This window comes from Janthinobacterium sp. FW305-128, assembly GCF_020858135.1.
Classification (GTDB): domain Bacteria; phylum Pseudomonadota; class Gammaproteobacteria; order Burkholderiales; family Burkholderiaceae_D; genus Janthinobacterium.
In genome coordinates, this window is sequence record NZ_JACYMK010000014.1 from 64,796 (window position 1) to 81,922 (window position 17,127).

A 17,127-nucleotide genomic window follows, 5' to 3' on the forward strand; every position below is an offset into this window, starting at 1 on the left:
GGCGTGGCCCCGCTAATCCGACCTACGGCCCATGTGCATCCACGTAGGTCGGATTCGCGGCGCAGCCGCGTAATCCGACACCACCGAAACAACAAAGGGCGCCTCGGCGCCCTTTGTCTTGATCTGCCGCAAAGGCGATCTTACTCGGCCACGTCGAGTCCCCGCTCGATCATGCCTTCGACATACGCGCGCAGATATTGCTCCAGCGCGGGGCCGGACAGCACGTTGGCCGTCAGCGCGCCGTGCGGCGAGCCTTTCAGCACGCCGTCGTGGTACACGCGCGCAATCCAGGCCACGTCCGCGCCCTGGGTGTAATCGAGTTCATAGTCGAACGATTCTCCGCTGACTTTGCGTGTGTAGACTTCCTTGACAATTGCCATCTAAAACAGCCTTTCTTGACGAGATTAACTGGGATGCGGGTGCGGCACGGGATCGTCCTGCGGCACCGGGTGCACGGGCCCCGGGTGGCGCCCGGGCGCTTCTTGCGGCTCCGGCGCCGGCATGGGTTCATCGACGGGCGCCGGGTCGGGCGCGCGGTGGGCATGGATGACGGTCATGGCTGGCCTCCCTGCAGACAAAGGAAGACCATACCACGAGTTGCGCGCCGCCGCCCTTATTTGCCGGCCGGCTTGACGTCGGCGGCCGGCGGCGCCGCGTTCTTCACATATTTCTCCAGCCAGTTGTTGCTTTCATACAGCATCTGCATGATCGATTCGCGCGCGCGGTAGCCGTGGCTCTCGTTCGGCAGCATCACCAGGCGCGCCGTGCCGCCCAGTCCCTTGACGGCCTGGAACATGCGCTCGCTCTGGATGGGGAAGGTGCCCGAGTTGTTGTCCTGCTCGCCATGGATCATCAACAGCGCATCCTTGATCTTGTCCGCATAATTAAACGGCGACATGGCCTGGTAGACGGCCGGCGCCTGCCAGAACGGGCGCTCTTCGGCCTGGAAGCCGAATGGCGTCAAGGTCCGGTTGTAGGCGCCGCTGCGGGCGATGCCGGCGCGGAACAGCCGCGTGTGCGCCAGCAGGTTGCCCGTCATAAAGGCGCCATACGAGTGGCCGCCGATGGCGATGCGGTTTCGGTCCGACACGCCCCGCTTGACTACTTCCTCGACGGCCGCCTCGGCATCGGCCACCAGCTGCGGCAGATACGTGTCATTCGGCTCCTGCTCGCCGTTGCCGACGATGGGGAACGATGGATTGTCGAGCACGGCGTAGCCCATGGACAGGAAGGCGGCCGGGCCCCAGTAGCTGACGGCATTGAATTTGTAGGGCGAGCCCTTGGTCTGGCTGGCGGCGCTGGCCGTCTTGAATTCCTGCGGATACGCCCACATCAGGGTCGGCAGCGGGCCGTCGCGCTTGACGTCGTAGTTCGGCGGCAACATCAATGTCGCCGTCAAGTCCACGCCGTCGGCGCGCTTGTAGCGGATCAGCTCTTTCTGCACGTCCTTCAGCTGCGGCAGCGGATGGGGAAAATGCGTGAGGGCCGTCAGCTGCGCCACGCCCTGCTGCTTCAGGTTGCGCACATAGTAATTCGGCTGCTCGGTCGGCGATTCGCGCGTGGACAGCAGACGGCTGCCATCCTCGTCCAGCACGGCCACCACGTTTTCATAGTAGGGGGCGGCGCTCTGGAACAGGCGCTCCTTCTGCTTCGTCGCCAGGTTCAGGCGGTCGATGAACGGCCGGTCGCCCTCCTTCGATGCGCCCTGGCCGTCGAGCAGGATGGAACCGTCAGCGGCGATGAGCAAACGCGGCAAGCCGGCCGCGTCCGTGCGCATGACGGGCTGGCCCGGATCGTTGTAGCGGTCTTCGAACGATCCCGCGTACACGAGGTCGGCCGGCGTGGACGGTTGATCTGGCGCAATGCACCACTGCTTGACGGCGCGCGTCTTGTACCACGCTTCGCCGAGCAGGGCCAGATCGCCGCGGCCCCAGGCCACGCCCGCGTAGCGCGAACCGAGCCTGGCCAGCACGGCCGGCTTGGCGGTGAACGGCGCCGCCTGCGTGTAGACGATGTCGCGGATTTCGGCCGCCCTGGCCGGGTCGCCGCCGTCCTGCGCTTCGGCCCATACCAGGGTGGCGGGCGCATCGACCCTCCAGCTGACGGAACGCACGCCGGCGGACACGGCATCATTGCCTGGCGGCAGCCCTTCCTCCAGCGGCAGGGCCGCCACCGCGTGCTCCACCTTGCCATTGAGGTCGCGCACGTCGATCTTGTGGCCGAAATCATGCGCCGGCACGATGTAGGAATACGGACGCACGATGCTGGTCGTCAGCAGGTGCTTGCCATCGGGCGAGGCCGACACGCGCGAGAACTGGCCCGGCTGGCCGACCAGGCGCTGCTTGCCCGCCACGTCCAGCAAGGCCAGCTGCACCGTGATGTAGTGTTCGAACAGCTGCGCATCCTGTTCGTTTTTCAGCAAGTCGGGATAGGTGCGCAATTGCTTGACGCCGCCGCCCGGCACGCTGTCCTGGATGGACGGGCCCGTCGGGATGCCGCTGGCCACGGGCGCCGCGCCGAGCTTGGCCGGTTTCAGCTGCACCAGCAAGGTCTTGCTGTCTGGCATCCAGGAAAAGCCGCGGCCATACACGGCCGACAGGGGGGTGCTGGACAGCTTGCGCGCCGCCTTCGTCTGCACGTCGAGCAGCCACAGTTCCACGCCCGACTCCTTCACGCCCCTGGCGGGATCGGCAAAGGCGATGTGCGTAAAGGCCAGGTAGCGCTGGTCGGGCGACCAGGCCAGATCGGCGATGCGGGGTGCCGCCGGCAGGCCGCTGACCTTGATTTCCTTCTGCGTATCGATGTCGAGCAAGCCCAGCCCCGTGTGGAAGCTGAAGCGGCTGGCCGAATAGGTGCGCGGATTGATGCGCAAACCGGCCAGCTTCAGTTCCGGCTGCGCCACTTCGCTAATGCCGGGCAACGATGGCGTGGGCAGCACGGCGGCCAGGTTGCGTTTCGGGCTCAGGCTCAGGGTCGGCGCGCGCGGCGCATCGACGATGGCTTGCAGGGGCGCGGGCGGGGCTTGATAAGCGCCATCTTGCGCCATGGCCAGGGAAGACGAGGCCATCAAGCCGACAGTGATGGGCAGCAAAGGCAAACGTGTAGACATGGAACTCCAGTGTATGAAGGTGGTGACAACAAGCGAGCGCACCGCGCCGCTCATGGCGGCGCTTTGTGACAGGGCATAGTGCGTTCAGGCCAAGTAAATGTCAACCAGCAACTTTTACCGTTTGACAAGCATCGCCGCCCATCGCCATCTGGCTTACAATCGCTGTTTTACCCGCACCCGATTGCCTACATGGAAACCACTACCCTCGCCCTGCTGTTCCTGGTCCCGCTGCTGGTCTGGCGCATTTATTCGCGCCTGAAGAAACTGGTGGCGCGCCAGAAGTCGCAGCTGTGGCGCCACTGGAGCGTGGCGATCGTCTTTCCCGCGCTGCTGCTGTTCCTGGCGACGACGACGAAATTCGAGCTGCTGCCCCTGTCGAGCCTGGGCGCGGGCGCGCTGGCCGGCGGCTGGCTCGGTGTGCTGGGCCTGAAGCTGACGCGTTTCGAGCAAGTCGGCAAGGATTTCTTTTTTACCCAGCACCGCTATCTGGGCCTGGCCATCACGATGCTGTTCATCGCCCGCTTGCTGTACCGCGGCATGGAAATCTACCTGAACACGCGCCTGGACGTGCCCGTGCCGCCGCCGCCGTTCGGACAGAGCCCGCTGACCATGGCCGCCTACGGCCTCGTCATCGGCTACTACGCCGTGTATGCGTGGGGCCTCGTGCGCTGGCGCCAGCGCAACAAGCCGCTGCAAGCCGCCGAATAACTCAGTAGTACTGGCACAGGCCAGTACACGTCGTCACCGACAGCGCCTGGCGTATCGTCGCCAGCACCGGCGCCAGGACCGGATCGATATCCTTGTCCGCATCGGCCAGGCTGGCCAGCAAACGCTCGCGCAAGGGCGGCGCCATCAGATTGGCATTCGCCGTGGCGTGCTGGGCCGCCGCTTCCAGCATCCGCTTCTTTTGCGCCACGTTCCAGAACGGCACTTGCACGAACTGCACCACGCTCGTGAAAACAATGGCCGTGTTCTTGCTGAACGCCCGCGCGCGCAGACGCTCGGGCCCGCTCACCGCATCGGCCGGCTGGGCGCTGAATTCCTGCTCCATCAGCCCGATCAAATGGCCATGGCAATGCATGCTGAAAGCAAACAAGGTGCTCATTTCATCGCCATAATTGGCCAGGTTCCGCGTCACTTGTTCCTTGCGCGCCTGCTGCAATTCGGCGCCTGACAGCGACAACGGCCGTTCCAGGCCAAACGCATAGTATGTTTTGCCCAGCCGCATGGCCTTTTCGCACACGGCCACGCTTTCGTTCACGTCCTGCAGCGCCGCGACGGGCGCCTGGAACAGGCGCGGACCGTCGGCGATCTGCGCAAACAGCTGCGCCACGCCAGGGTCGCCCAGGCGCGGCAAGCCGCTGTGCGGCGTCGCCTTGGCCATCAGCGCTTCCAGCTGGCCGCTGGCTTGCTGGAAATCGGTGTAGCTGTCGGCCCAAGCGGCGGGCACCACGAGGGCGGAGGAAAGGCAGAACAAGCGGCCGAGGCGGCGCAGCGGCATGGAAATCAAGAAGGACATGGGATCAGGAAAGCACTATTGGAAAATTGGCAATTATAGGCAATTTGTATCCACAGTGCATTTAATTGCTTTTTACACCACATTTTTCCAGGCGATGATGGTGACGCGCGGCCAGCGCGCCGCGTAGTCCTTGCTGGCCAGGCGCTGCGCATAGCCGTCTTCGCTGATGCGCGCCGGGTTGCGCCGGATCACCATATTGAACAAGTCATCGAGGCCATGCGGCGCGACGATGCCGATCTCGCCGTCAGGCTGCAGATAGATGCCGACAGCCGTGGCGAACTCGGGCCAGGAAGCGATGGCGTCGTCGAGCGACAGCAAGGGCGGCACGGCGTAGCCAAACTCGTCTTCAAACCACAGGTGCACCCGGGCCTGGTTGCACACTTCCCATGGCACGCCAGGCAGTACAGTTTCCAGGCGCTGGCGCAGCCGCACCTCGCTTTCCGCAAGCACATCGTGCGCGTCGAAATACGCCACGTCGACGTCGTTCAATGCCGACGGTTGGGTGAAACCGTGCAAGGCGTCCCACACGAGCTTGCGCACGGCGCCGGCGCCGATGCAGCAGTGGGGCAAGCCCAGCTGCGCCACGGCCTGCAGCATCTGCATGCACCATGGCGTGGCACGGACGATGGCGCGCAGGCGCGCGGCCAGCGCTTCCTGCGTGCTCATTCCTATGGCCGGATCTGCGGCGCCACGCCGTCGTTGCTCACCGTGCCTTCGACATTGCCGAAGTACACGTCCAGATCCTGCTTCGGACGGAAGTTGCGCAACTTGACTTGCAAAGTGGTGGGATTGATCTTGGTGAATGTGCCGGGGAAGCACAGGCTGACCAGCTCGTCCGGCTTGCCCTTGATCAAATTCATGGTGAAGTCTTCGATGCCATTCTTCCAGGTGTTACCCGTCGTCAAAATGTACGACACCCAGACGGCATTGACGAAGCCGCTTTCGCCCTGCTGGGCCGCCAGCCGGTTCCACGTCTTGTAGAAGGCCTTGTCGCCGCAGTATTTCTTTTCAAAGATATTGCCATCGCCCAGGTAGGAGGCGCCGGGGCCGGCTGCGACGAACGGCGCATATTGATGACGCACGCGCACGACTTTACCGGCAGGGAATTTCTGCTGCCACAAGTAGATGACTTTCACGGTCCAGGCCGGTACCCACTCCTCGTCGTACAGCTGGGCCAGCAGACCCTCCTTGATCATGATCTTGCTTTGCGCGGCCGTCAGCGGCACCACTTTCTTGTCGAATGGCGTGTGCGAAGGGAAATACGCGATCTGCGCGTCGGACAAGCCCAGCTGGCGCAGGCGGGCCGTCACGTCGGCGCTGCCGAGCTTGGCGACAAACGTGGTTTTATACTCCTTGCGCTTGCCGTCCACGTCGACGGTAAACTGCTGCGGCTGACCGTAATACGTGGGCGAGCCATGGTAGACGGAAGAGTATTCGGGCAAGGGGAAGAAGATCGTTTCCTCCACATCCTTGGCCGATTCATTGAGGAATTCATACTCGACCTTGATCAAGTCCGTGCTCACGCTGAGCACTTCCTTTTTCATGGCCACGGCATCCGTCTTGCCGAACAGGATGCCGCCCGCGCTGACGGAGCCGATGCCGTCGTTGGCCACGGCTGGCGCCGAACACGCCAGCGCCAGGGCCGCGGCCAGAACAAGCTTGCGCACGGCCATCATGCGGCCTTGCCCGGTGCGGGTTCGATCCGGCGCTGCAGCACGAAAATCGGTTGTGCCCATTGGGTATCCTTCTTTTTCTTACTGGTGATCAAGGTCAGCTCCGAGGGATCATAGACATCCGTGTTGTGCGTCAACGGCGTCGTCATCAGGTATTGCGCTTCCGTATTTTTCAGGAATTCGCCGACCAATTGAATATTGCGGATATCGAGGTGGGCAAACGGTTCGTCGATGAAGACGAAGCCGCCGGAACCGTCTTCCGATTTCAGCAAGCCGATCAGGAGCACCAGCGACTTCATGACCTGCTGGCCGCCCGACGCCTCGCCATCGTTCATGCCGATGACGCCCTTGCCGTCGAATTTGAAGCGCACGTGCAAGCCCGCCTGCGACAGCTGCACATCGTCGTTTTCCAGGCGCACGGGGTCGGCATGCACTTCGATGCCGGCCAGTTCGCCCAGCTCCTTGATGTTCTTGCTGTAAGTCTTGATAGTGTAGCGCAAGCGCTCCATGTAGGCGCCGCGGGCATTGCCCGTCGCTTCGATGGCGCGGTTGTTCTGGTAGCGGCGCTCGTCCGTTTCCGACTGGCGGCCATGCAGCTGCTCCGACAGGCGGTGGTGCTGGTCGATGACGGTGGCGTCCAGTTCCCAGTCGTCGCGCGCGAGGCTGTTTTGCAGGCTGGCCACGCGCAAGTCGACCTGGTGCGCATTCTGGTGCTCGGCCACAAGGGCCGCGCGGCGCGCGGGACGGCGCCAGCTTTTCGGCAAATGGCGCCACGCATGGCGCAGCGCCAGCAAGGCGCGCGCATGCTCGGCGCGCTGTTCAATTTGTTTCTTGTAGCCAAGGCGCGAACCCGCTTCCGCTTCGGACAGGGCCAGGCGCGCGTTTTGCCACACTGTATCGGCACGCGTGCGCGCCACGGTGGCGTTCTTGGTGAGATTTTGCAACTCGCCCAGGCGGCCGCCCACTTCCAGGCGCTCTTCCTTCAGCGGCTTCGAATTGCGCAGCGCTTCGGCGAATTCTTCCTGGCGCGCACTGAGTTCCTTGGCCGCGTCGACGCCGGCGATGCGCGCTTTCAAGGCGCCCACTTCCGCCGCCAGCTTCGAGATCGCCAGGGTGAGCGTGTCTTCCTGCCCTTCCAGGCCCGGCAAGGAGCGCAGCAGCGCTTCCAGGCGGCCGCTGCGGCCAGCCTGGCCGAAGCGGTAGCGCGACGCTTCCACGAACAGCGAGCGTCCGCCGCGGCGTTCGCGGTGATACGCCTCGGGTGTGATCCACTCTTCGTGGTTGCCCAGCTTGAAGCCGGCTTCGACGGAGTCCACGCGTGCAATGCGCGACAGCTGCTCGATCAGCCAGCTGGGCACGGGCGCGGAAAATTTCACCACCGCCAGCAAGCTCTCGTCTTTGGCGACAGGCGCCGTGACCAGGTCCGGCACGATGAAGTGGCGGTAGCGCTCCTTCTCGGCCAGGCGGTAGGCGGCGGCCGCATCCTTGGCCTTGTCGAGCAGCACCACCGAGGCGTAACCGCCCAGTACGCCTTCGACGGCGCCCTGCCAGCGGCTGTCCGTCACTTCGACGATGTCCGACAGCATCGCGTGCGATATCCCCGCGTCGCGCAGCGCGCGGCGCATGCCGCGCACATTGTCCGGCTCCGGCATGGCCGTCTTGCCTTGCAGCGCGGCAATCGTTGCCTGCTCGCCCGCGATGCGGGCCGACAAGGCGTCGCGCTGCTGGCGCTGCTGCAGCAATTGCGCTTCCTTCTGTTCCAGCTGGGCCGCCACTTCGGCGATGTCGCTGCCCAAGTCGGCCGCCAGCTTGTGCAGGCGGTCCTTCTGTTCCAGCAGGCTGTCCAGCGGTTTCAGCTTGGCATTGATCAAGGACAAACGGCTCTGCAAGCCGATCGATTCCTGCTCCAGCAGGGTTTCGTTCATCTGCGCGTCGGACAGAGCCTTCGCCTGCGCCGCCAGCGCATTGCGTTTATCCGTCAGTTGCTGGTCCGCCTGCGCCATCGGTTTGCGCGCATCGCGCAATTGCCGGCTGGCGATGGCCGCCTTTTCGCGCGCCTCGTGGTATTGCAGGCTGGGCAGCACTTCTTCCAGCAGGTTGCGGCGTTCCTTATGTAAACCTTCCCACTGGTGGTAATTGGCCACGCGCAGGCGCAAGCCTTCCAGGTTGGTCTTCGACGCCTCGAGTTCCGTCTCGAAACGTTTCAGCTCCACTTCCGTGTCGCGCTGGTGGCGCTTGGCTTCGTCGTAGGCATCGAGCACTTCCTTGTCGCCGAAGACCTGGAACACCAGGTCGAGCAGCTGGCGCGGCGCGTATTCGCACAGTTTATCCGTCTCGCCCTGCTCCAGCGCCAGCACTTTCGACATGGCCGGCGACAGGCCCGCATTGGCCAGGCGCTTGCGGTAGTTTTCCACGCCGAGCCAGTCGTTGGCGTCCGTGATGTCCTCGATCTGCACATTGCCCGGACGCATCAGATACTGGCGCTTCCAGTCGCCGCCATTCTTCTGGATCTGGCAAAACAGCGTTACTTCATCGTCGCTGAAGAAGCCGGAACTGCGGAACGGGCGGTTCGACAGCTGCTTGCCCACGTTCTTGTTGTCGACCACGGCGCGCAGCCAGGCCGTCTGCTGGCCCGAATGGCGCGCATAGTGTTTATACGTGCGCCCCATCGAGCAGTCGAGGCCGAACAGGGTGCGCAAGGCATCGAGCAAGGTGGTCTTGCCCGAGCCGTTCTGCCCCGCGATGGTGATGATCTTTGCGTCGAGCGGAATATTCTTGATGCGCTGCCAGTAATCCCAGTGCACCAGTTCAAGTGATTTGATATGAAACATGGGCGCTTTCAGTGAGGGAGATCGGACACGGGCTCGTCGCCCGCGTCAGGCAGGTCGCCGATGTCGGCGGACAGGTCGTCTGTCAGGTCGGCGTCAAGCAGTGAATCGCCGCTGACGGCCACCAGGCGCGCGGGCGCCCGCTTGAACACGTCGGCCAGGGCGCCGTTGATGATGCGTTCTTTCAAGACGTCCGTATCCATCATCAGGTCCAGCAGCGGGCCTTCCAGGATGACATCGCCGCGCCGCTCGATGAAGCCCAGCTTGGCCAGGGTGCCCAGATTCATGTCCATGCGCGTCTTCTTGCCCAGCTTGTCGCCGAAGTCGGACAGCAGCGCCTTGTAGGAAATACCGATCGACGCGTCTTCCGCGCGCGGCAGCGGTTTTTCCGTGCCGAACATGTCATTTTGGTCGTCGTCCGCGTGCTGGTGCGTTTCCTGGCGTTCGCGCTTGGGCAGGATGATCTGCGCCCACAGCACCACCAGCAAGGCCACGCCATCGCGCGCCAGACCGAAATTATTGTTTTGCCACACGTCGCGCGCGCCGAAGATCTTCGGCTCGATGGTGCGCGTCAGGGCCAGCGTCACATGGTCGGCATACACGTTGTCGAGCAGCTTCAAGCCGCAGGCCAGCAGGCGCGCATCGATCTCGGCGCGGAACAGCTCGTCGGACAGCACGCGCTTGACGAGCTTGTCGTCGCGGCGCAGGGTTTGATGCGTGAGCAGGCGCGCAATCAGGATTTGGGAATCGTCATTCATCGGCGGTGCCGCTATCTAAATCAAGTGAAACATTCAGTGAAAGCGAGGCGATCGACATGGCCGCCACATGGGGGTCGGTCAGTTGGACCATCTCGTCGGTCGGTGTAAAGGTGATCGGCAAACGGGCCAGTTCGGCCGTCGAGCCTTGCAAGCTCGCTTCGGACACGTCGCCGAGCAGCGGCAGCATCGAGGCGCGGTAGGACGCCACGGCAAAGCTGGCCGGCAGCAGCGAATCCTGCACGGGAACCGATTTCGGTCCTTCTTCGCCGATACTGGGGAAATTGCCCAGGCTGGCAAAGTTCGACAGGCGTTCGAGCAAATCATCGAGTTCAAGCTGCATGGCGGGACCGTCGCTGATGGTGGTGGGCGCGTCCTCTCCGCTGGGCAGGCCCGTGTTGATGACGCCTGCCGCCCGTTCGGACAGCAGTTCCGTTTCGGCCACGTCGATCATTTCGGCCGGCGTGGAGAACAGGGGGACGACGGGCTGGTCGATGGCGCCTTCGGCCAGGCTGGCCAGGTCGTCGTGCAGCAAGAGCCAGCGCTTGATGTCGGTGGTCGACAGGCCGGACTGGCCCAGGTGCACGCGCTGGCGCTCGATCTGGTTCAGGGCGCGCGAAAACATGCCTTGCATGTTGAGCAATTTACTTTGCGCCCGGCCGATCGCCTGCGCCGCCTTGTGCGTGGCGCTGTCCGCGTTTTCATCGGAGGTGATGGCCACGAGAATCTCGGAACCCTTTTCCACCCAGTCGCAAGCCATGTTCCACTTCGCCTGCGCCGTGCGCAGCCGGAATTCGGAGCCGGAAGCGATGGCGTCGGAAAACTCTTCCGTCAAGTCCACCAGGCGGCCCAGCAAATGCTGGAGTTGTTCGACCGATACGCCGCCCACGGCTTGCGCGCCCGCCACCTGCGACAGCAGGAAGCCCATTTCCGCTTCGTCTTCCGTCTGGCCCAGGCCCAGCAAGCTGTCGATGGCCGACAGCACATTGCGCGCCATCGGCGTGACGCGGTACACGCCCTGCTGCGCATCCCAGGCCAGCAGCTGGTTCGAACGCAGGCGCAGCAAGACCGTTTCCAGGCTTTCCGGCAACAGATACGCGAGCTTGGTGTTGATATCGGCGCGCGTGTAGGCGGACGTGGCGGCATCGGACGCCAGCTCGCGCAACACCAGCAGACGCACCAGCACGCCATCGAAACCGCCGTGAAACAGGGCCGTAAACACTTGCAGCAAGGGCTGCGCCCGCTTCAAGTGAAATACCTGCTCGATTTCATCGGCCGAAATATTGGGCTGGAAATGCGCCTGCAAGGAATCATGATGCTCTTGCTCTGTCTGATTTGCATCCGTAGCCACGGCTGCACTTGCCATTATATCAATCATTCTTTTCCGGATGAGTGTTCAGCGGGCGGCGCGGCGGGCTAACGCAGCGCTGCGGGGCGGGGGCGTCAGTATATCAGTTCTGACATGCAATTCGACTTGTGGAAGAGGGGCGATGGCGCTGTCGACAAGCCGAGTGTTGCATCAGCAAAAAAACCAACAGCGAAAATCCGGGGTCAGACCCGGCGGGTCTGACCCCAGCATTTGCCGTTAGGGGTGAAAAATAGAGAAAATCAATATTTGCTATGATAGCAAGCACTTACTTCTTGACGATCTTCTGCAAGGTTTGCTCGACGTAATCGCCGCCGTCCGCGTCGGCGAATGTCACCTTCACGGGATACCATTCCAGCGACGGCGCCAGCCACAGGTCCACTTGCTGGCCCTTCTTGTCCGGCGGCGGCGCCTTGACCAGGTGGATGGCGGCGACCTCCCCCATGCCCGTGGCGACCGTCTCTTCCTTGACCACCTTGAAGGTCCACGGCTCGGCATCGTGCGCGCCGGCGACGAAGAAGGCCCATTCCGAGCCGGGGACGAATTTCTCGGGCGCGGCGCGCGCCACGCTGGCCAGTTGCCAGACGGCGCTATTGCGGTCCTGTTCGCCGCCTTTCAGCGGATAGGTTTCATCGCCTTCGCCAAAGACGATGGTCTTGCTGTCGCGCTTGAAGGTGGTCGTGACGGCATCCTTGCGGAAGCGCTTTTCCACGAATTGAACGGGCGCCAGGCCGTAATCGTCGACCGCGCCTTCGCTGCGCTGTTCGAGGATCTTGCCGAACAGGGCCGCCTTGGTTTCGGCCAGCAGCGAGTACTTGCCATCGCCCACGCGCCAGTTGCTGACCGATTCGCCGGACAGCCCGATGCCGCGCTGTTTGGCCTTGATCGAATAGACGAGGTCAGCCGACGGCACCAGCTTGTACGGGCGCTTGATGGCGGGATGCTCCAGGGGGGCGTCGGCCATGGCAGGCGTGAGGGTGGCGGCCAGCAGGCTGGCGAGCAAAATGCGTTTCAAAGTAGTCATTTATTTTCCTGTAGCGTCATTGACGCGAATTTGGGTCACGGTTTGCGTGGTGAGCGCCCCGTTCGCTTCGGTATTGCGTATTTGTACCGGATACCATTGCATGGACGGCGCCAGCCAGATATCAAGCTGCGACGAATATGTGCCCGGCTTCGGCGGCCGGCGCAAATGCCAGGTCACCAGGCGGCCCATCTTGGTGTCCAGCTCTTCCTCGCCCACCAGCTGGAAGCGGAACACGGTCGCTTCCTTTTCCTCGCCGACGAGGATGTCGATATTGCCCGCCAGCTGGTTGACGTCGGCACGGCCGATGGCGGCCAGCTGGAACGGCACGGTCGCCTTGTCCTGCGCCCCCTCCTGCCATGGCACCGTCGCCGTCGTGGCTGAAAACGTAATGGTCTTGGCGTCGCGGTTGAAATGCGTGGCCGTTTGCGCGCGGCCCTTGCGTTTTTCCGTGGCCGTGACGGGCACGATGCCGCTGCCGTCGATCAGGCCCTCGCTGGTCAGCACCAGCAGGTTGATGCGCGTAATCAGCATGCTCAGGCCCACTTCCAGTTTCAGCTGGTACGTGTCGCCCCGGTTTTCCCACGCCATGCCGGCCACGCCTTGCCACTTGGTGCCGTCCGCATCGCGCCGGTCCACGTGCAGGTCGAACTGGGCCGAAGCGGGTGCATTCGTCTTGTAGCGCCGCGCCTGCTCGACGGGCGGTGGCGGCGGCGCGGGAGCCGGCGCGGCAGCTTCCGCCACGGCGGGCGCGGGCGCCGTGATGGCTGGCGCGCTGGCCGCCGGTGCCGCGGGCGTCACCGGCCCTTCCGGCGCGTCGCTGGCAGGCGCCGTCAACTGGGCCGACTCGCTCGACGGCAACTCCGTCGGCGGCGGTGGCGGCGGCAAGCGGGGCTCGGGCAAGGGCCGCAGCTTCGGCGGCGGCGGCGCCACCGGCACGGGTTTGGGTGGCTCGGCGATCAATGCCATGCTCACCACCTGCGCATGATCCTGCCCCAGCGGCACCATGCTGGCATGCGAGGTGAGCCATTCCAGCGCCACGTAATGCAGTGCGCCGATGACCGCGACAAACATGACGGTGCGGCGGCGCGGTGGCGAAAAGAAGGAGTCAGGCATCATAGGCCGTAGTGTAACGCCTTCCCCCCACTTCCTGCTTCTTGCCTGTGCTCAACTCCTGCTGTTTTATGTAAGAAAATGTTGGCGGCTTTGCGTCAGTTGCAAGCTGATATCTGCTACGCTAGGCACATCCACCTACCAGGAGATTTCGCATGGCAAACCCGCAAATGCCCCAAATGCCGGGCGCAGCAGTTGTGACCGACACCCTCGACTTCGTCAAAAACCTGTGGGGCAGCATGAGCGTGCCCGGCATGGGCGTGCCCGGCATCACTGCGCCCACCATGTCGGTGGAAGAGCTGGACAAGAAAATCAATGACTTGAAAGCCGTCGAAGCCTGGCTGAACCTCAATACCAGCATGCTGCGCGGCAGTATCCAGGCATTGGAAGTACAGCGCGGCACCATCGCCACCCTGAAATCGATGGGCGCGTCCCTGGCCGCGGCCATCACCCAGCCCGGTGCCAGCGAGAAAACCGTGTTTGAATCGGTGCCCTACGCTTCCGCGTTTTTCCAGCAAGCGGCACCCGCAGCGCCAGCGCCTGAACCGAAACCGGCGCCTGCACCCGCGCCCGAACCGGCTGCGGCGGCGCCCAACGATGCCGGCAGCCAGGCGGCAGCCCAGCTGGCCAATCCAAGTGCCTGGTGGAATTTGTTACAAGATCAGTTCAAGCAGGCCGTGTCGACAGCGATGTCGCCCGATGCAGCCAGCGCGGCAGCGGCCAGTTTTGGCGGTGGAGCCACGGCCGGCAAGTCCGCCAAGCCGGCAGAAGCAGGCATGGCAGCCAAGGCCAAAGCCCCGCTGCGCAAGGCGCCGGCAAAGCGCGCGGCACCCAAGTCCAAGGCGCCAGGCAAATCCTGACGTCGCGGAGAGGCGATATGATCAGGCGATACGATGAATGCGGATCGCCTCGATCTGATTGTCGGCCTGGCGTTTTACGTCACCGATCGTGATCAGGCCTTCGTCGGCCAGCGCCTTGGCGTGCTCGTACGAAGACTGGAATGTTTCCAGCGTGTCTCCCTTGGCGGCCACCGGGCGTACCCAGGCAACGGCGCCGACTTTCATTTTTTTGTATACTTCATTGACCACATCACGCATAGTTTCTTCCTTATTGTTGTAGAGCAACTCAAGCGCAGGCGAACCCACGCTGGCCCCTAGTTTATCATCCGGCACGCTCCCGCACGGCTTTTCCCCCTTTTTCCGGCGCCGGCGGCGCTTTTTCCGCCACCTCGACAGCCTCTTCCGGCCCGGGCGGGGGCGTCAGCTGCACCAGTTGCTCCATCAATTGCGCAAAGCGCTGCTGGCCTGGTGCAATTTTGTCTACATACAACAACACTTCCATCGCCTCGGCCGCCAAGTCCGCCTGGTAGCCGCGCTGCTCCAGGAACGATACGATGATTTGCGCGGAATTGAACAGGATGCGCAGGTTGTTCGGCAGTTTTTCGCGCGCCGCGCGCATCCAGGCCACCGCTTCGTTGAGCTTGTCCGTCTTCCACAGCAGCACGCCCTTGTTCATCAAGTCCGACGCTTCCTTGCGCGAGGCGATGATCAGGCTCGTGCCTTCGTCGCCCATCTTCGCCTTGTCGAAGATCTTTTGCACCTCGTCCTGCACCACCTGGTTGTCGTGGTTGTTCTTCACCACGTAGCACAGCAGGCCGGCCGGCGCATCCTTGACGCCGACGGCGAACAGCAAGGTCGCCAGCTCCATGCAGATGCTTTTTTCGGGCCGCGCCGGGTCTTCCAGCAGCATGGCCTCGAGCTCGTCGCCGCACTTGCGCGCGCGCCGGTAATCGCCCGTTTCGTGGTGCACCATGCCTTCCGTGATCTTCGCGCGCAAGCCGATCTGCTCAGGCGAGAATTCGCGCTGCGCCAGCAGCAGCCATTGCAGCGCCTCCTTGGCATCTTTCTTCAGGCCGCACACGCGCGCCAGGCCCAGATAGGCGTCCGGCGTCTTCATGACGGAAAACTCGCCGATGGAAATACACTTGCGAAAGGCCTTTTCCGCCATGCTGACATTGCCGATCTTTAGCGCCGCCAGCCCCAGGTTGCGCTGGCGCGGCACGGAATTGGGCGACAGGCGCGCCGCCTTTTCCAGCACGCCGCACGCTTCCTCGTGCTGGCCCATCAGCTGGTAGGCGACGGCCATCTGGTCGTAGGCGTCGATGTAGTACTTGTTCTCGACGATCACGCCCTGGAAGATCTGCCGCGCCGCCTCGTGCTCGCCGTTATTCATGCGGATCTTGCCCAGGCCTGCCTTGGCCCAGCTGTAATCGCGCTCGGCCAGCACTTTTTCGTACACGGCGCGGGCCTTTTCCGGCTCGCCGCTTTTCAGCAGCAACGACGCCTTCATGCGCAGCAATTCCAGCTCGTGCAGCTTGTTGACTTCGATCTGCGCATCGCACAACTTGGCCGCGCGCAGATAATCCTTTTCCATGCAGGCCTGGTCGATTTCACGGAACACCTGCTTCTTGTGCCACACGCGGTTCAAGCGCGTCAGCAGCACGCCTTCCGTGATCGGTTTGATCAGGTAGGCGTCGGGCTGGTGCTCGGCCGCGCCCATCACGGATTCCACGCTTTTCTCGGCCGACACCATCAGCCAGACGCTCGACGGCGCCGTCAGGTTGCGCACGCGCGTCTCTTCCAGCACTTGCTGGCCATTCTTGCCTTCGCCCAGGTTGTAATCGCACAGCACCACGTCGTAGCGCGTCTTGGCCAGCAGCTTCATGGCTTCGCCACCGCTGGCCGCCTGGTCGATATGGCGCGCGCCCAGGTTGCGCAGCGATTCGCGCAGCAGGATGCGGATGCCGATGAAGTCGTCGACCAGCAGATAATGTTTGTCGGCCCAGTCGGTGCTGCCCGCTTCGGCGGCGGTGGCGTGGCTGTCTGTCGTCATGGCATCCTCGTTCAGGGCAGGCGCAGGATGAAACAGCCGCCGCCCAGGGCGCCGCCATTTTCCAGGGCGATGCTGCCGCTGCTGCCCCGGTGCTTGTGCATCTTTGCCACTTCGCTGGAAAAATACAGGCCCAGGCCCGTGCTGTTGGTGGAAAAATTCACGCCGGCGGTCATGCCATCCATGGCCGCGCTGCCCGCGTCGAGCAGCGCCTGGGTATAGCCGTCGCCATTGTCTTCCACGCGCAGCTCGAGCATATCGTCGTGCTCCCGCACCGACAGGCGTATCGTATCCTTCGTGTAGCGGATGGCGTTGTTGATGGCATGCGCGAGCACGCCGATGACCAGGTCTTCGTCGAGGGTCCAGATCAGCTCCGGCGGGCAGGCCGTCTGCAGATGGATGCCTTTCGAGGCCAGCAGGATCTTTTCCTGGTCCACCACCTGGTCGATGACCTGGCTCACCAGTTGCGGCTGCACGTCGAAGGGGTAGCCGGGCTTGCCCACTTCTTTGTACAGGGCCAGCAGCTGGATCAGGTTATCGTTGAGGCGCTTGGTCTGGTACAGCATCTGCGCCATCTGCAGATAGGCCGGGTCGGCCTGGGGCACCGGCTTGGCCTGCTCGGCCGCCAGCAGCGACTCCAAAGTGCCGCTGACGACGCTGATCGAATTTTTCATGTCGTGCACGGTCGACGCCAGGAACAGGAATAGCTCGGGCGAGCTGTGTTGATCTTCCACCGGATATCTCCTTGGGCCGCAGCTTGAATATTGCCAAGGATAAATTATACCGCCAGCCTGCGGGCGCCAGCCAGCCGCGCGCAAAGTCCGTGATTTGACGCAACAATGCCGCCCCGCTGG

General features: G+C 63.4%; 16 protein-coding genes. 2 read left to right on the forward strand and 14 right to left on the reverse strand.

Annotated elements, in window-relative coordinates:
• Positions 1 to 140: 140 nt before the first annotated feature.
• Genes IGS60_RS25250 through IGS60_RS25260 form a run of 3 tightly spaced genes read right to left on the reverse strand, consistent with a single transcriptional unit; the run spans position 141 to position 3,109 of the window.
• On the reverse strand, positions 141 to 380 hold the full coding sequence (locus IGS60_RS25250) for a hypothetical protein (RefSeq protein ID WP_034753464.1): 240 nt from the start codon (positions 378 to 380) through the stop codon (positions 141 to 143).
• Positions 381 to 404: 24 nt separating this feature from the next.
• On the reverse strand, positions 405 to 557 hold the full coding sequence (locus IGS60_RS25255) for a hypothetical protein (protein WP_162995534.1): 153 nt from the start codon (positions 555 to 557) through the stop codon (positions 405 to 407).
• A 56-nt stretch (positions 558 to 613) separates the two neighbouring features.
• On the reverse strand, positions 614 to 3,109 hold the full coding sequence (locus tag IGS60_RS25260; RefSeq protein WP_230506547.1) for a S9 family peptidase: 2,496 nt from the start codon (positions 3,107 to 3,109) through the stop codon (positions 614 to 616).
• 189 nt (positions 3,110 to 3,298) lie between these two features.
• On the opposite strand from IGS60_RS25260, the gene IGS60_RS25265 reads away from it, so the two are divergent.
• Positions 3,299 to 3,817: a hypothetical protein gene (locus IGS60_RS25265; protein ID WP_058048930.1), complete on the forward strand. Its 519-nt coding sequence runs from the start codon at positions 3,299 to 3,301 to the stop codon at positions 3,815 to 3,817.
• A 1-nt stretch (position 3,818) separates the two neighbouring features.
• Here IGS60_RS25265 and IGS60_RS25270 read toward each other — a convergent pair whose 3' ends face one another.
• The 8 genes from IGS60_RS25270 to IGS60_RS25305 all read right to left on the reverse strand — a co-directional run bounded on the left by IGS60_RS25270 (position 3,819) and on the right by IGS60_RS25305 (position 13,390).
• On the reverse strand, positions 3,819 to 4,628 hold the full coding sequence (locus IGS60_RS25270; protein ID WP_230506548.1) for a hypothetical protein: 810 nt from the start codon (positions 4,626 to 4,628) through the stop codon (positions 3,819 to 3,821).
• Between the two features lie 72 nt (positions 4,629 to 4,700).
• Positions 4,701 to 5,294 (reverse strand): nucleotidyltransferase family protein, encoded by a 594-nt coding sequence (locus IGS60_RS25275; RefSeq protein ID WP_141750021.1) that lies wholly within the window; start codon positions 5,292 to 5,294, stop codon positions 4,701 to 4,703.
• Positions 5,295 to 5,296: 2 nt separating this feature from the next.
• On the reverse strand, positions 5,297 to 6,295 hold the full coding sequence (locus tag IGS60_RS25280; RefSeq protein WP_230506549.1) for a DUF4424 family protein: 999 nt from the start codon (positions 6,293 to 6,295) through the stop codon (positions 5,297 to 5,299).
• Positions 6,296 to 6,300: 5 nt separating this feature from the next.
• Positions 6,301 to 9,132, reverse strand: coding sequence for an ATP-binding protein (locus IGS60_RS25285; protein WP_230506550.1), 2,832 nt, complete (start codon positions 9,130 to 9,132; stop codon positions 6,301 to 6,303).
• An 8-nt stretch (positions 9,133 to 9,140) separates the two neighbouring features.
• Positions 9,141 to 9,887, reverse strand: coding sequence for a hypothetical protein (locus tag IGS60_RS25290; protein WP_070292394.1), 747 nt, complete (start codon positions 9,885 to 9,887; stop codon positions 9,141 to 9,143).
• Positions 9,880 to 11,250, reverse strand: coding sequence for a hypothetical protein (locus tag IGS60_RS25295; RefSeq protein ID WP_092608970.1), 1,371 nt, complete (start codon positions 11,248 to 11,250; stop codon positions 9,880 to 9,882). The genes IGS60_RS25290 and IGS60_RS25295 overlap by 8 nt, the downstream gene beginning before the upstream one ends.
• A gap of 268 nt (positions 11,251 to 11,518) precedes the next feature.
• On the reverse strand, positions 11,519 to 12,274 hold the full coding sequence (locus IGS60_RS25300) for a DUF3108 domain-containing protein (RefSeq protein ID WP_230506551.1): 756 nt from the start codon (positions 12,272 to 12,274) through the stop codon (positions 11,519 to 11,521).
• On the reverse strand, positions 12,275 to 13,390 hold the full coding sequence (locus IGS60_RS25305) for a DUF3108 domain-containing protein (RefSeq protein WP_230506552.1): 1,116 nt from the start codon (positions 13,388 to 13,390) through the stop codon (positions 12,275 to 12,277).
• A 149-nt stretch (positions 13,391 to 13,539) separates the two neighbouring features.
• On the opposite strand from IGS60_RS25305, the gene IGS60_RS25310 reads away from it, so the two are divergent.
• The gene (locus IGS60_RS25310; protein ID WP_070292391.1) at positions 13,540 to 14,244 is read left to right on the forward strand and encodes a PhaM family polyhydroxyalkanoate granule multifunctional regulatory protein; all 705 of its coding nucleotides are present in this window, start codon (positions 13,540 to 13,542) and stop codon (positions 14,242 to 14,244) included.
• Positions 14,245 to 14,265: 21 nt separating this feature from the next.
• On the opposite strand, the gene IGS60_RS25315 is transcribed toward IGS60_RS25310, so the two are convergent.
• The 3 genes from IGS60_RS25315 to IGS60_RS25325 form a co-directional block, all read right to left on the reverse strand.
• Positions 14,266 to 14,481, reverse strand: coding sequence for a hypothetical protein (locus tag IGS60_RS25315; RefSeq protein ID WP_034753454.1), 216 nt, complete (start codon positions 14,479 to 14,481; stop codon positions 14,266 to 14,268).
• A gap of 64 nt (positions 14,482 to 14,545) precedes the next feature.
• A complete protein-coding gene (locus tag IGS60_RS25320; RefSeq protein ID WP_121668379.1) occupies positions 14,546 to 16,276 on the reverse strand; it encodes a tetratricopeptide repeat-containing response regulator in 1,731 nt (576 codons plus the stop codon).
• 11 nt (positions 16,277 to 16,287) lie between these two features.
• Complete coding sequence (locus IGS60_RS25325) at positions 16,288 to 17,007, reverse strand: HAMP domain-containing sensor histidine kinase (protein ID WP_230506553.1); 720 nt, start codon at positions 17,005 to 17,007, stop codon at positions 16,288 to 16,290.
• Positions 17,008 to 17,127 lie beyond the last annotated feature (120 nt).

Coding starts and splice junctions, on each gene's coding strand:
- IGS60_RS25250 (WP_034753464.1), bottom strand. CDS start 380: ATGGCAATTGTCAAGGAAGTCTACACACGCAAAGTCAGCGGAGAATCG.
- IGS60_RS25255 (WP_162995534.1), bottom strand. CDS start 557: ATGACCGTCATCCATGCCCACCGCGCGCCCGACCCGGCGCCCGTCGAT.
- IGS60_RS25275 (WP_141750021.1), bottom strand. CDS start 5,294: ATGAGCACGCAGGAAGCGCTGGCCGCGCGCCTGCGCGCCATCGTCCGT.
- IGS60_RS25270 (WP_230506548.1), bottom strand. CDS start 4,628: ATGTCCTTCTTGATTTCCATGCCGCTGCGCCGCCTCGGCCGCTTGTTC.
- IGS60_RS25315 (WP_034753454.1), bottom strand. CDS start 14,481: ATGCGTGATGTGGTCAATGAAGTATACAAAAAAATGAAAGTCGGCGCC.
- IGS60_RS25305 (WP_230506552.1), bottom strand. CDS start 13,390: ATGATGCCTGACTCCTTCTTTTCGCCACCGCGCCGCCGCACCGTCATG.
- IGS60_RS25290 (WP_070292394.1), bottom strand. CDS start 9,887: ATGAATGACGATTCCCAAATCCTGATTGCGCGCCTGCTCACGCATCAA.
- IGS60_RS25265 (WP_058048930.1), top strand. CDS start 3,299: ATGGAAACCACTACCCTCGCCCTGCTGTTCCTGGTCCCGCTGCTGGTC.
- IGS60_RS25285 (WP_230506550.1), bottom strand. CDS start 9,132: ATGTTTCATATCAAATCACTTGAACTGGTGCACTGGGATTACTGGCAG.
- IGS60_RS25295 (WP_092608970.1), bottom strand. CDS start 11,250: ATGGCAAGTGCAGCCGTGGCTACGGATGCAAATCAGACAGAGCAAGAG.
- IGS60_RS25310 (WP_070292391.1), top strand. CDS start 13,540: ATGGCAAACCCGCAAATGCCCCAAATGCCGGGCGCAGCAGTTGTGACC.
- IGS60_RS25320 (WP_121668379.1), bottom strand. CDS start 16,276: ATGACGACAGACAGCCACGCCACCGCCGCCGAAGCGGGCAGCACCGAC.
- IGS60_RS25300 (WP_230506551.1), bottom strand. CDS start 12,274: ATGACTACTTTGAAACGCATTTTGCTCGCCAGCCTGCTGGCCGCCACC.
- IGS60_RS25260 (WP_230506547.1), bottom strand. CDS start 3,109: ATGTCTACACGTTTGCCTTTGCTGCCCATCACTGTCGGCTTGATGGCC.